The organism is Paenibacillus terreus (assembly GCF_042138595.1).
Lineage (GTDB): Bacteria > Bacillota > Bacilli > Paenibacillales > Paenibacillaceae > Paenibacillus > Paenibacillus terreus.
This window is the reverse complement of the sequence record NZ_JBHIRX010000005.1, coordinates 62,526-75,710: the sequence shown is the minus strand read 5'-3', so window position 1 is coordinate 75,710 and position 13,185 is coordinate 62,526. Positions and strand designations below refer to the sequence as shown.

General features: G+C 52.5%; 16 protein-coding genes. 2 read left to right on the top strand and 14 right to left on the bottom strand.

Annotated features, from left to right (window positions below):
- Positions 1 to 97 precede the first annotated feature (97 nt).
- The 8 genes from ACE5KN_RS11465 to ACE5KN_RS11430 form a co-directional block, all read right to left on the bottom strand.
- On the bottom strand, positions 98 to 922 hold the full coding sequence (locus ACE5KN_RS11465) for a purine-nucleoside phosphorylase (RefSeq protein ID WP_375523529.1): 825 nt from the start codon (positions 920 to 922) through the stop codon (positions 98 to 100).
- A 32-nt stretch (positions 923 to 954) separates the two neighbouring features.
- The gene (deoB, locus tag ACE5KN_RS11460; protein ID WP_375523528.1) at positions 955 to 2,148 is read right to left on the bottom strand and encodes a phosphopentomutase; all 1,194 of its coding nucleotides are present in this window, start codon (positions 2,146 to 2,148) and stop codon (positions 955 to 957) included.
- Positions 2,141 to 3,103, bottom strand: coding sequence for a site-specific tyrosine recombinase XerD (gene xerD / locus ACE5KN_RS11455; protein ID WP_375523527.1), 963 nt, complete (start codon positions 3,101 to 3,103; stop codon positions 2,141 to 2,143). The genes deoB and xerD overlap by 8 nt, the downstream gene beginning before the upstream one ends.
- A gap of 89 nt (positions 3,104 to 3,192) precedes the next feature.
- Positions 3,193 to 3,429: a DUF4227 family protein gene (locus ACE5KN_RS11450; RefSeq protein ID WP_375523526.1), complete on the bottom strand. Its 237-nt coding sequence runs from the start codon at positions 3,427 to 3,429 to the stop codon at positions 3,193 to 3,195.
- Positions 3,430 to 3,586: 157 nt separating this feature from the next.
- Positions 3,587 to 4,051, bottom strand: coding sequence for a ferric iron uptake transcriptional regulator (gene fur, locus ACE5KN_RS11445; protein WP_375523525.1), 465 nt, complete (start codon positions 4,049 to 4,051; stop codon positions 3,587 to 3,589).
- A 99-nt stretch (positions 4,052 to 4,150) separates the two neighbouring features.
- Positions 4,151 to 4,798 (bottom strand): stage II sporulation protein M, encoded by a 648-nt coding sequence (gene spoIIM / locus ACE5KN_RS11440; protein ID WP_375523524.1) that lies wholly within the window; start codon positions 4,796 to 4,798, stop codon positions 4,151 to 4,153.
- A gap of 110 nt (positions 4,799 to 4,908) precedes the next feature.
- Positions 4,909 to 6,111, bottom strand: coding sequence for an endonuclease Q family protein (locus tag ACE5KN_RS11435; RefSeq protein WP_375523523.1), 1,203 nt, complete (start codon positions 6,109 to 6,111; stop codon positions 4,909 to 4,911).
- Positions 6,111 to 6,680 (bottom strand): NUDIX domain-containing protein, encoded by a 570-nt coding sequence (locus ACE5KN_RS11430; protein ID WP_375523522.1) that lies wholly within the window; start codon positions 6,678 to 6,680, stop codon positions 6,111 to 6,113. Before ACE5KN_RS11430 ends, ACE5KN_RS11435 begins: the two co-directional genes overlap by 1 nt.
- A gap of 108 nt (positions 6,681 to 6,788) precedes the next feature.
- Here ACE5KN_RS11430 and mciZ point away from each other — a divergent pair, with 108 nt between their 5' ends.
- Positions 6,789 to 6,932, top strand: coding sequence for a Z-ring formation inhibitor MciZ (gene mciZ / locus ACE5KN_RS11425; RefSeq protein ID WP_375523521.1), 144 nt, complete (start codon positions 6,789 to 6,791; stop codon positions 6,930 to 6,932).
- Positions 6,933 to 7,091: 159 nt separating this feature from the next.
- Here the strand turns inward: mciZ and ACE5KN_RS11420 are convergent, their stop codons facing one another.
- Positions 7,092 to 8,228 carry a tripeptidase T gene (locus ACE5KN_RS11420; RefSeq protein ID WP_375523520.1) on the bottom strand — a complete coding sequence of 379 codons (1,137 nt, stop codon included), beginning with the start codon at positions 8,226 to 8,228 and terminating at the stop codon, positions 7,092 to 7,094.
- Between the two features lie 89 nt (positions 8,229 to 8,317).
- Between ACE5KN_RS11420 and prli42 the strand changes: the two genes are divergently transcribed.
- Positions 8,318 to 8,419, top strand: coding sequence for a stressosome-associated protein Prli42 (gene prli42 / locus ACE5KN_RS11415; protein WP_375523519.1), 102 nt, complete (start codon positions 8,318 to 8,320; stop codon positions 8,417 to 8,419).
- A 21-nt stretch (positions 8,420 to 8,440) separates the two neighbouring features.
- Here the strand turns inward: prli42 and ACE5KN_RS11410 are convergent, their stop codons facing one another.
- The 5 genes from ACE5KN_RS11410 to ACE5KN_RS11390 form a co-directional block, all read right to left on the bottom strand.
- The gene (locus tag ACE5KN_RS11410; protein WP_375523518.1) at positions 8,441 to 8,908 is read right to left on the bottom strand and encodes a GNAT family N-acetyltransferase; all 468 of its coding nucleotides are present in this window, start codon (positions 8,906 to 8,908) and stop codon (positions 8,441 to 8,443) included.
- A gap of 67 nt (positions 8,909 to 8,975) precedes the next feature.
- Entirely contained in the window at positions 8,976 to 9,662 is a 687-nt protein-coding gene (gene lipB, locus ACE5KN_RS11405; protein WP_375523517.1) for a lipoyl(octanoyl) transferase LipB, read from the bottom strand.
- A gap of 44 nt (positions 9,663 to 9,706) precedes the next feature.
- Complete coding sequence (locus tag ACE5KN_RS11400) at positions 9,707 to 11,065, bottom strand: dihydrolipoamide acetyltransferase family protein (protein WP_375523516.1); 1,359 nt, start codon at positions 11,063 to 11,065, stop codon at positions 9,707 to 9,709.
- A gap of 29 nt (positions 11,066 to 11,094) precedes the next feature.
- Positions 11,095 to 12,081, bottom strand: coding sequence for an alpha-ketoacid dehydrogenase subunit beta (locus ACE5KN_RS11395; RefSeq protein ID WP_355320389.1), 987 nt, complete (start codon positions 12,079 to 12,081; stop codon positions 11,095 to 11,097).
- Between the two features lie 2 nt (positions 12,082 to 12,083).
- On the bottom strand, positions 12,084 to 13,112 hold the full coding sequence (locus ACE5KN_RS11390; protein WP_375523515.1) for a thiamine pyrophosphate-dependent dehydrogenase E1 component subunit alpha: 1,029 nt from the start codon (positions 13,110 to 13,112) through the stop codon (positions 12,084 to 12,086).
- Between the last annotated feature and the right edge of the window lie 73 nt (positions 13,113 to 13,185).

The following is a 13,185-nucleotide window of genomic DNA, read 5'->3' as shown; positions in this document are numbered from 1 at the left end:
GGAAAGTTTCGTTTCCGTAGCGCCTTACAGTAGACAAAGGGAGTGCCCCAGGTCAATAGACCTTACGGACACTCCCAACTTGCAAATGCTGTATTTGTTACATACCTGGAATGACTCCGAGCACCAAACTCAGAAACTGGCCCCGCACCCGCTCAGCAGTTTCCATGACTTCACTATGCGACAGCGGCTGATCCAGAATGCCGGCAGCCATGTTCGTAATGCAGGAGAAGCCGAGCACTTCAAGCCCTGCGTGACGGGCAACAATAACCTCCGACACCGTGGACATACCTACCGCATCCGCTCCCAGCGTACGCAGCATCACGATTTCTGCGGGTGTCTCGTAAGTAGGCCCCAGCAAGCCTGCATAGACACCTTCACGAAGCTGCAGTCCTTGTCCCTCAGCTACCTCCTTGGCAATGGAGCGCAATCGTTTGCTGTACGCCTCTGTCATATCAGGAAAACGCACCCCAAGCGCATTGTCATTCGGGCCAACCAGCGGATTTCTGCCGGTCAGGTTCAGGTGATCGGTAATGAGCATCAGATCACCCGCCGCAAAAGAAGTATTCACTCCGCCAGCCGCATTTGTAACGAGCAGGCTTTTGACGCCAAGCTCCTTCATCACACGCACCGGAAAAGCGGTCACTTCAGGGCCGTAGCCTTCATACATATGGAAGCGTCCCTTCATCATCACGACCGGACGTCCATGGACCGTCCCAAGCAGAAGCTCCCCTTCATGCCCTTCTACTGTAGATACCGGAAAATGAGGGATATCCTGGTAAGGAATGCTGACCCCTTCTTCGATAAGATCGGCCAATATCCCAAGCCCTGATCCGAGGATCAAACCGATCTCCGGGATGATTTTGGTTTTCGAACGGATGTAGGCTGCTGCCCGCTGGATCATTCCCAGACTGATTGTGTTCATGTTCTCTTCTCTCCTGACATATCGCTATATCGCTATTTAAGCAAATTCAAAAAGCTTTTTCCATGTGCCGGCGCCTGCACGCCGAAATTCTCCGCTATGGTGGCGCCAAGATCCGCATAAGTGTCCCGTACGCCTATGCTGGCAGGTGACTGCAGCGACGGGCTGTAGATCAGGACAGGCACATACTCCCTCGTATGATCCGTTCCGCTGTGTACAGGGTCATTCCCATGATCCGCCGATATGATCAGCAGATCGTCCGGTCCGATTTTGGCCATAAGGTCAGGAACGGCTTGGTCAAACACCTCAAGTGCGTGTGCGTACCCTTCCGGGTCGCGCCGATGTCCGTACAGGGAGTCAAAATCGACGAGGTTGGTGAACAGCAGACCATTATAATCCCTGCTTAGCTGCTCCAAAGTCACTTCGATCCCGTGCTCATTGCTTTTGGTCGGATAGGCTTCCGTTACTCCTTCACCGTCGAAAATATCATTGATTTTCCCCACAGCAATTACGTCATGACCGGCATTAGCCAGCGTGTTCATAACTGTCGGCTCCGGCGGCTTGACCGCGTAGTCATGGCGGTTCGGCGTACGCTTGAAGCTGCCGGGCTGTCCCACATATGGACGGGCAATGACCCGACCCACGGAATACTCTGGTGCCAGCGTCAGTCTGCGGGCGATTTTGCAGGCTTCATAGAGCTCTTCTAATGGGATGATATCTTCATGGGCAGCAATTTGGAAAACACTGTCGGCGGATGTATATACGATCCACGCCCCTGTTTTCATCTGCTCTTCGCCATACTCCACCAGTACCTCCGTTCCGGAAGCCGGTTTATTGCACAGCACTTTCCGTCCGGTCAGCTTTTCAAATTCATGAATCAGATCCGCCGGAAAGCCTTCAGGATACGTGTTAAAAGGCGTATTAATCTTCAGCCCCATAAGCTCCCAGTGCCCGGTCATCGTATCTTTGCCGACAGACACCTCATTCATTTTGCCATAATACCCCGCAGGCTTGTCCACCGGCTGCAAGTGAGGCAGCTCGGCAATATTGCCCAGTCCGAGCTTTTGCATATTTGGAAGCTTTGTTTGAGGCACCCGCTCCAGGATATGGCCCAGCGTATGGGCACCTTCATCACCGAACTTGGCGGCATCCGGCAGTTCGCCGATGCCCACGCTGTCCAGTACGATAAAAGCGATGCGTTTAAAGCGGTCTGATGAACGTTCAGTCATACCTGCTGTCACTCCTTGGCTGTGATAAATTGATCATTTCCAGGGAGGCTCTGCTGCCAGCCCTGGGATGAAAATTTTCGTATACTTCTTTCATGCTTTTCTTGGGTGAACCCAGATACATTCTTGCTGCCGAAATCTCTGAGTGGCCCAACATCTCCTGCACCGACCGAAAATCGGCTCCATTCTCCAGCAGGTGGGCGGCAAAGGAATGCCGCAGCGTATGCGGTGTAATATCCGTTTGAATCCCGGCCTCGACGCCATACTTTTTCAGCAGCTTCCAAAAGCCCTGGCGGCTCAGCCGCTTTCCCGAGCTGTTTAGAAACAGTGCTTCCTCCTGTGTACTGGAGTTCCGGGATCTCAGCAAGGTTTCCCGGGATTCGCTTATATACAGCTTTAACCATTCAGCGGCCTGTACACTCATGGGCACGACACGCTCTTTGCCTCCCGCGCCATGACAATGCACAAATCTCATGTCAGTCCGTACATCCTCCACATTCAGGGTAACCAGCTCCGACACTCTCAATCCCGCCGCGTACAGCAGCTCAAGCATGGCCTTGTCACGCATGCCTGCAGGTGTTGACCTATCCGGCGCTTCCAGCAGCCTGTCCATCTCTTCCTGCGTTAAAACAGAAGGAGGCTTCTTCTCCTGCTTGGGCAGCTCCAGCAGCAGGGAAGGGTCTTGTGAAGCCTTTCCTTCACGGATTAAATAATGAAAAAAGGAGCGGATTGCGATCATGGATCGTGTAATCGTCGCCGGCGCCTTGTTCAGCTCCTGCAAATGGCCCGTATAGATGACAAGATGTGTCCGTTTGACGTCATCCGGCACCGTCACCTGCTGACCGGCTGCAAACTCGGCAAACTGTTCAACATCACGGCGGTAAGCTTCCAATGTGCTTGGCGACAATCCCTTCTCGTCTTCCAAATAGCGGATAAAGGGCGTTATATAATGCTTCATAAGAGCAAATCGCTCCTTTGTCTTCCGTATTTGGGCAGAAGCCCATCTTACAACATTCTACGCGGTTCAAATGTTATCCTGCCCCGCCGTCATTCTCCGTACCAGTAAAAAAAGCGCAGCCTCTGCCAGAAGCCGCCCTCCGGCTGCTCCTCGGCAATGGAACCGCCCGCCACCTTCACCACGTTTCCTGCGGGAATTTTATATTGCTGGATCGGGGTCACCCAGGAAGACAGCCGTTCGAGCGCGGAATAGAGCAAAAAAACCAGTACACAGAACAGGACGATAAAACGGATAAATCTCCAGCCCTTTCTCAGGGAGAATATCACGCCGCCACTTCCCTTCCTGTTTAATATACAGCTCATTGTATGACAGGCTGTCCTTAACTATGTACCACCGGGACAGGTTCGGCACCAAAAAAGCTCTCTCCGCAGAATATGCGGGGAGAGCTTGTCTATTCTATTCATTTCAAAAGTGCAGGAAGAATCAATCCTCCTGCTCCGCCTGGTCATTCTTGGCCTTGCAGCGGTAGCAAATGCCGTGGAAATCAAGCCGGTGATCCAGCACAGTGAAGTCGAATTCTCTCTCCAGTCGTTCCTCCAGGGGACCAAGCCAATCTTCCCTGATTTCATCCATGCTTCCACACTGAACACATATCAAATGATGATGATGGTGCTTGGAGGTATCGCCCCGCAAATCATAACGGGCAACTCCGTCACCAAAATTGATTTTCTCCACCACGTGCAGTTCGCTCAGCAGTTCAAGGGTACGGTATACGGTTGCCAGACCGATTTCAGGAGCTTTTTCTTTCACGAGCATGAAAACATCTTCCGCACTCAGATGGTCTTCTTCATTCTCCAGCAAAACTCTTACGGTGGCTTCCCGCTGAGGCGTCAACTTATAGCCCTGGGACTGCAGCTGCTGCTTAATTTTGTCGATCCGCGCTTCCATTTTATCCCTCCCCCTCAGGATTCTCTGCGCACTGCCCCAATTTCACTTCTATCATTATAGGGGGAATTCTCAAATAAAGTCAAACATTTTGCACGAGGATCAAACCGCTCCCGCAGACATCAGCAGCGGTGTTACCCATCGCATCATGACCGGAGTCACCCAGGTTTCAAACGATGCGCTCCCCAGCAGAAACAGCATCATCACGGCTGTCAAGCCGGCGTAGGATGCAAACGGTTTGACAAAGCCGGAAGGACGGCGAGTCAGCAGCATCCGGTCCTTGATCATCTGTATCGAAAAAGTCATGGCAGCCACGCTGCACACGAGCAGCACCGGGATGACCACAACATTGTGGGGAGCAACGGAAACGAGCGCAAACAGCAGCCCTTTCCAGGAATACTGCCCAACCACAAACCCGACCGAGAAGCCGATCAGCACTCCTTTCAGGAAATTCAGCACCAAAATACCGGGCAGACCAATGACTGACAGACCACAAATCCATATCAACGCCGCCCATTTTAAATGAAGCGATGCAATTTCCCAAAACTTCGTTAACGTGGGATCGGCCGCACCACCATCCTGACCGACCGATACAAAAAAGTTGTTCAGATACCGCCCCAGCTCCTGCTGCTGCTCCAACGTAAGCGCATTGACCATCAACGCGCCAAATACGACTCCGACCAGGAACAATACACCCAGAAATACATATAGCGGCATCCGGTGAGCAAGTGAATGGCGTAAAAGCTGCATCAGCAAGTCGGCCTCCTTCATTAGCATGTTCCTATCCTATGAAGAAGACCATTCGCCTATGACAGCATGTACGAAGTCAGCTGCCTGCCTTGTTAGCTGCGGTTTGCCTGCTACCCTTTTCTGTCAATCCTGCCGTAGGTTCCTCCTCCTCCGGCAACCAGCTGCAGCCGTCCTTCTCTTGCCATGACGATAGACCGTGCCAGCTCCGTGCCGACCTCGGCAGCTATCGCCTCCTCGTCCGCCTGATGGAGAATATTCATTTCCGTGCCGAACCGTTCAAGCAGCCGGTTCAGCTTGGCTTTGCCCAACCCTGGAATAAACTCCAGCGGCACCTGGTAAATATAAGAGGGACGAAGTTCAGGTATGAACGGCTCGGTCCGGTCGGCAATATCCAGAATACGATCAAACACCCCACGCACCAGCTTTGCATGTCCGCATGCCGGACAGCGGTCCGCTGCAATCTCCTGTTCATCAAGAATCGTGCCGCAGCCCATGCAGAAGGAGCGGTGATATTTGCCGAGGCGAGGGTTCAATCCATAGTTGCCGGTTACTTTTCTGCCGCCGCTGCGCTCCAGTGCCAGCCGCAGCTCGGCAAAATTCGGAGCCGCCAGCAGCAGCTCGTTGTATTCCCGTCCGATTTTACCCAGGGAGTGGGCATCGGAATTCGTAAGAAAGCTGAAGCTGTCAAGCTCGGAAATATAACCCGCCATTTCCGAATCCGCACTCAGACCGAGCTCAACCGCGCTGATTTTGTCAAGATCCAGCAGCTCGGCCATGCGTCTCGCGGAGCTGCCGTAGATCCCTTTATGAGGCGTAAATACATGAGCAGGAATCATGATGCCTCCCCGCCCGTAAATTTCGGCCTGCAGCTCCCGTGGGGGAGCATAAAGCCTCTGGGAGCTCAAATTGACATTTTTCATATGTCTGCTCATCCATCCGCTAAAGTCCGCCATCGTGACCAAATCCGGAAAAAAGGCCAGCACATGCGCCTCAGGCCGCACCCCTTCCCGGATTTCGATTTCCGATCCCAGCAGAATGACCGTATTTTTATACGCTATTCCCCCGCCTTCAATTTCGGTCATGCTGCCATCGTCAAGATGGCGTCTGATATCCTCCTGAACGTTGGGAGCATGGCAATCGATAACACCCGTAAGCTGGATTCCCTTCCGTTCCGAGGCCTCCCTGGCAATATTGGCAAAAGTCAAATTCCTGCTGCCGCTGATTTTGACCGCTGCGCCCTTCTCCGTTTGTCCGATGTGAATATGCAAATCTGCATAATACTTATGCAGTGGTGTCAGTAGCTGATCCGTCATCAGAAGCTCCCGGTATATTGCTGAAGATGCCAGGCATATACGGCCATGACCGTTTTCGCATCACTGATTCTTCCTTCACGAATCCAGGCGTAGGCCTCCTCCAGCGTCAGCTCGGACAGCTCCAGAAATTCGTCGGCGTCCGGGGACATTTCACCGGCTTCCAGCTCCTCAGCCACGTACAAATGAATGATTTCATCGGCAAAACCGGGTGATGTATAAAACGACTGCAGCAGCTTGAGAGATTTGGCGGTATAACCTGTCTCCTCCTGAAGCTCGCGGGCGGCCGCTTCCATCGGATCTTCTCCCGCCTCAAGCTTGCCCGCCGGGATCTCTACCTCACAGCGCCCGAGCGGCTGTCTGTATTGATCCACTACGAGCATTTTGCCGTTGTGGATAGCCAATACAGCAACGGCGCCCGGGTGACGGACAACCTCCCTCGTTGCCGTGCTGCCATCCGGCAGACGGACCGTATCCACCTGCAGAGAAATCACCTTCCCGGTGAATATCGAATTCGTTGTGATCGTTGTTTCTTCCAAAGCTGGATTTGAATAAGGTTTGCTGGTGCTCATGTGCTGCCTCCTCTTGGCCGAACTTGATTTAGGATCAGGTATAGTTTGTCTCTTTAATACATAGGCTGTAAATAATTCATGCCTGTGGGCAAAAGGGAGATATCCATAATGAAAAGCTATCGAACAGATAACTCGCTCTGCATTTCAGGAAAGGCTTGGCAGGTTCGCCTGCTGCTCCGGCAATGGCTGAAAGACAATAAGGCCGGCACGAAAATGATTGATCTGATCCAGTCTCATGGCAAACAGGCCTGACGGCCGGAATGCCGCTGCAGGCCCGTACTACGGCAGTTCTGCACTTCATATTCTTTTTAGGCAGCAGAAAGTTAACTTCGAAGCAAGGACTTCCTGATATCCCAAGAAAACCTTCCGTCGGGATGCGGTCTGTCTTCCATAAAAATACTTAGATAGACGTTATGCTTGCTTAGATTCGCTAGCCTCGCGAATAATCGCTACAACGACTTCGGCCAGCTTTGCCAGATCCTCTGCCTTGATTCGCTCCTGTGTCGTATGGATCTGCTCATAACCGACCGCAAGATTTACCGTAGGAATGCCGAAGCCGTTAAAAATATTCGCGTCAGAGCCGCCACCCGAAGTGAAGGTAGGGCTGGCCAGTCCTACTTTGCCGATGGCACGCTGCGCAAATTTGACGACATCATCATGCTCCGAGAAGCTGAAGCCTGGATAAACAATCTCGCTGCGGAATTCACCCTGTGCGCCGAAATCCCGGCATGTCGTCTCCAGTGCATCGCGCATTTGCTGGACCTGATGATCCACCTTTTCCTGGACAATGCTGCGGGCTTCGGCAAATAACTGCACAAAATCGCACACAATATTGGTCGGACCGCCGCCTTCAAATCTGCCGATATTCGCTGTCGTTTCCTTGTCAATACGGCCAAGCTTCATGGCGCTGATCGCCTTCGATGCTACCTGGATCGCACTGACCCCGTCTTCCGGATTGACTCCGGCATGCGCGGACTTTCCTGTAATTTTCATTTCAATTTTAGCCTGGGTTGGGGCAGACACGCAGATCGAACCAACATCTCCATTGGAATCCAGGGCATAGCCGAAATCCGCATCTATATCGTCCGGATTCATGGCTCTGGCCCCCGCCAGGCTTGATTCTTCCCCGACCGTAATGACAAATTGTATCTGACCGTGCGGAATACCCTGCTCCTTGACAGTCCGGATCGCTTCCAGCATCGCCGCAACCCCCGCTTTGTCATCCGCTCCCAGAATCGTCGTTCCGTCACTGCGGATCCAGCCGTCATCACCAAGCTGCGGTTTGATGCCTTTGCCGGGAGTTACCGTATCCATGTGCGAGGTAAAATAGATTTTTTGGGCTTGTTCCGCGCCTTCCGCCTCCCACGTAATAATCAGGTTGCCCGCTCCGTGCCCCGAACGCTCCTGCGAATCATCTTCCTTTACAATTAAACCAAGCGAGCCGAATTTCTCTTTCAGCACCCCGGAAATTTCCTGTTCATGCTTTGTTTCGCTGTCTACCTGTACCAGCTCCATAAATTCATTGATTAACCGATCCTTTGTGATCATCGAAACTTTCATCTCCCTCCGGATTGCGATACAATAATGACACACGCTTTGTTTTTTCAAACCTAATTTTCATTATAAAGGAGTTGCCTATGCAGCACAAAAAATGGTTCCGCATTTTTGTATATGTCATGCTTATTGCGATGGTTGGCTCAACCCTGTTGGCTGTTCTTGAGCCTTTACTTTTTCAATAAATTAACCATATCGCTTGACTATTACGCATTCTGAATCGTCCGGAAAAAATGCAGAAATTCTTCATCCTGCTCATATCCGGCATTCCTGTATATTTTTTGCGCCTGAACATTGGTCACGGCGGTCGACAGCTCAATTCCTTTGGCGCCAGTGGCTGCAGCCAGCTCCTCAGCCTGTGCAAGCAGCAGGTGTGCAGCCCCTTGTCTGCGGAACGGGGAAGCTACGAACAGATCGTTCAAAATCCATATTCTGCGCATGGAAACGGAAGAGAATGAAGGATACAGCTGCATGAAAGCTGCAATGGCTCCCGATTCTTTATGTATGGCATGATAAACGACGGACTCTCCGGCTGCCATTCTGTCCCTCAAAAAGCTCTCAGCCCCCGCCGGATCAGACGCCTGGCCATAAAACATTCTGTATTCGTCAAATAATGGAGCAACCCCGGAAATATGCTGCGCCTCCGTCCGGACAACCCTAAAACGATTCTCCACAAAGTTTCTCTCCTTTCCAAACAAAAAAGGTTATTAAAATAGGCCGGCCACATGGACCGGCCTTGCTCTACTCTTTTAACACAGGCTCATAATCAAACAGCTCCGCAAAATAAGGAACAATCCCCTGTGCCACCTGCTTCACCGTAAATGACTGGCCTGTGCAGTCCTCCAGCGAGGTGACCCCATATTCCTGGATGCCGCATGGAATAATGCCGCTAAAGCCTTCCTGCTGAATGCCTGACTTGATATTAAAAGCGAAGCCATGGCTGGTGATAAAACCTTTGCGTTGCCTGCATCTGTTAAATTTCACGCCGATGGCGGCAATTTTCAATTCCCCGACCCAAACCCCGGTATATTCGGATTTGCGGCTGCCTTCAATGCCGAAGCTTGCCAGATAATTGATAATCACCTGCTCCAGGCTGCGCAAATACCCGTGCAAGTCAAGGCCTTTGCCATATCCCAACATCAGCAGCGGATAGCCGACAAGCTGACCGGGACCATGATAAGTGATGTCCCCACCCCGGTCAATTTGGAACACGGTGATTCCGCGCTGCTCAAGCTCCTTGGGGGTGAGCAGCAGATGCTCCGGATGGCGCTGCGAGCCAATGGTATATGTAGGGGGATGCTGAAGCAGCAGCAGGGCTTCCCGCCGCTCCCCGGCATCCAGCTTGGCCACAATTTCCTTTTGCAAATCCCATGCTTCGGCATAAGGCATCATCGGTGTGTACGACACGTCGAGCAATCGTCTGTTCACAACCTGCTCTCTCCCTCCAGCCGGACATCGTGGCCGGCATAGAATCAGTAAAGCTTGGTGTCTAGCGAATAACCTTCCAGGTTTTCCTTCACACGCTGCAAAAATCTTCCGCAGATGACTCCGTCCAGAATCCGGTGATCAAGCGACAGGCACAGGTTAGCCATCGAACGAACAGCTATCATGTCATTAATAACAACAGGCCGCTTCACAATGGACTCAAACGTGAGAATGGCCGCCTGCGGGTAATTGACGATCGGATAGGACAAAATAGAGCCGAAGGAACCGGTGTTGTTGACCGTGAAGGTGCCTCCCTGCATATCGTCCAGCTTCAGCTTGCCTTCGCGCGTTTTGCGGGCAAGATCATCGATCTCCCGAGCCAGACCCGCAATATTTTTCTGATCCGCCTTCTGGATAACAGGAGTCAGTACAGAATCCTCCGTGCCTACAGCCAGGGAAATATTAATATCCCGCTTCACCACGATTTTGTCCACAGCCCAGAAAGAATTCATGATCGGATAATCTTTGATCGCATTGACTACCGCTTTAAGCAGGAAAGCCAAATAAGTAATATTAATTCCTTCCTTGCTTTTGAATTCATCCTTGATCTTGTTGCGCAGCATGACCAGATTGGTTACGTCCACCTCTATCATCGTCCATGCATGCGGTATTTCCGTCACACTCTGCCGCATGTTGCGGGCGATCGTGTTGCGGATTGGCGTGACATCAATATAATATTCCGAACGTCCCGAAGCATCACCCTCCACTTCAATGGCAGGTATCTTCGGTGACTCTGTCAAATGAATGCCGCTGTTGCGCACAGGCGGGATGCTCTGAGTAGGAACAGCCGCAGGCTCATTCGCCTTGCTGGCCGCAGTAGTCTGTACGGTTTCCTGGCCTCCCGTAGCAGCAGCACCAGAAGCTCCGCCTGTGGCTACATAAGCCAGAACATCTTTGCGCGTAATGCGCCCGCCCAGTCCGGTTCCCGGCACGCGGCTTAAATCGACCTGATGCTGTGCGGCAAGCGTCTGCACAGCCGGTGAATAACGGCCGCGCATGGATTGATCCCCCTGCTGGGCCGTCTGGGCCGCAGCAGGCATTTCGGCTCCGACAGAGGAAGCAGGCGCTGCATCGGCGTGTCCGGCCTCTGCTGCGGTCTGAATACGGCAGATCAACTCGCCTACGGCCACCGTCTGCCCTTCCTCAGCCAGCAGCTCGCCCATGACTCCGTCCACCGTTGAAGGGATTTCCGCATTTACTTTATCCGTAATGACTTCGCAGATCGGCTCGAACTGCTCCACGCTCTCCCCCGGCTGCTTAAGCCACTTGGCAATGGTTGCGGAAACAAGCGATTCCGCAAGCTGAGGCATGGTAACATTGGTCCATTGCGTATTATTCTGTGTCATTGGTTCAACTCCTTGACTGCGCAGCTACATTAATACAAGGCAAGCTGGCGCATGGCTTCTTTCACTTTGTCCTTATTGAGCAAAAAGAATTTCTCCATCGGAGGGCTGATCGGCATGGCCGGCACATCCGGGCCGCACAGGCGCGCAATGGGCGCATCCAGCTCAAACAGGCACTCCTCGCTAATGATTGCGGACACCTCCGCCCCGACGCCGCCGGTTTTATTATCTTCATGCACAATCAACACCTTGCCGGTGCGGCGGGCGGCTGCAATAATCGCTTCCCTGTCAAGCGGCTGCAAAGTCCGCAAATCAAGCACATGGGCGGTAATGCCCTCCTCACGCTCCAGCTCCTCGGCGGCCTGCATGACAAAATGCAGCGGCTGGCTATAGCCGATAACGGTGATATCGTCGCCCTCACGCAGCAGATTGGCTTTGCCGATTGGTACAACATAGTCCTCTTCAGGAACTTCTCCTTTAATCAGCTTGTAGCTCTTCTTATTCTCAAAATACAGCACCGGATCAGGATCACGGATTGCTGCCTTCAGCAGTCCCTTGGCATCGTAAGGAGAATACGGTGCCACAATCTTGAGACCCGGTGTTCCGAAAAAGATCGACTCAGGGCACTGGGAATGATACAAACCGCCGAATATCCCGCCGCCGATCGGAGCGCGGATGACAACCGGACAGCTCCAATCATTATTGGACCGGTATCTGATTTTGGCCGCTTCGCTGATAATCTGGTTTGTCGCCGGCAGCATAAAGTCCGAATACTGCATTTCAGCAATCGGCTTCATGCCGTACATGGCTGCTCCAATAGCCACCCCGGCTATGGCGGATTCAGCAAGAGGGGTATCCATGACACGCATTTCGCCGAACTGATCCATCAGCCCCTTGGTGGTGGTAAAAACACCGCCCTTGACACCTACGTCCTCCCCGAGGACAAACACGGTGTCATCCTGCTCCATTTCTTCCTTCATCGCCAGCCGAATGGCGTCGATATATTCCATAACTGCCATAATTAACGGACCTCCCCGCTGCTGTCCGCGTACACATGCAGCAGCGTATCCTCAGGCTTCGGATAAGGCGCGCGGTCAGCATATTCAATCGCTTCTTTCATTTCCTGGACGAGCTCGGCGGAAAGCATCGCGTCCTTGTCTTCATCCCAAATACCGCATTCAATCAAATAATTTTTCATGCGTTGCACACCGTCTTTTTTCCAGTTTTCTTCAACCTCTTCCTTGGTCCGGTATGCCAAATCATTGTCCGAAGTCGAGTGTGGAGACAGACGGTACATCATCGCTTCAATCAGGGTTGGGCCCTCACCGCGCACAGCGCGTTCCCGCGCTTCCTTCACAGCGGCGTACACGGCTAGCACGTCGTTGCCGTCCACCCGTATTCCGGGAAATCCGTAACCGAGCGCGCGGTCGCTTACCTTCCCGCTAAGCTGCTTGTGCACAGGAACGGAAATGGCATACTGGTTATTCTCGCACATAATGATGACAGGCAGCTTATGCACGCCCGCAAAGTTGCAGCCCTCGTGAAAATCACCCTGATTGCTCGATCCTTCCCCGAAGGTTACGAAAGAAACGATGCTCTTCTTCTGCATCTTCGCGGCCAGCGCCACGCCAACGGCATGAGGTACCTGTGTCGTCACGGGACTTGAGCCTGTAACGATCCGCAGCTTTTTGCTGCCAAAATGCCCCGGCATCTGACGGCCGCCGCTGTTCGGATCCTCGGCCTTGGCAAAGGCCGACAGCATCAGCTCGCGCGGAGTCATGCCAACAGACAATACAAAACCGTAATCGCGGTAATAGGGAAGAAAATAATCGTTATCCCTGTCAAGGGCAAACGCTGCTCCAACCTGGGCAGCCTCCTGCCCGATTCCCGATACGTGAAAATTAATTTTACCGGCACGCTGGAGCAGCATATTCCGCTCATCAAACGTTCTTGCCAGCAGCATATATCTGTACATTTCTATGACCTGGTCATTGCTCAGGCCCAGTTCTTCATGCCTGAGCTGCGCGTCGACAGCGCTTTTTGCGTTCATCGAGGCACCTCCTTGTTATAAAAGCCATATTTAATTATACCATCTTGTCTTAAAACCTGGTACTAAAACTTGG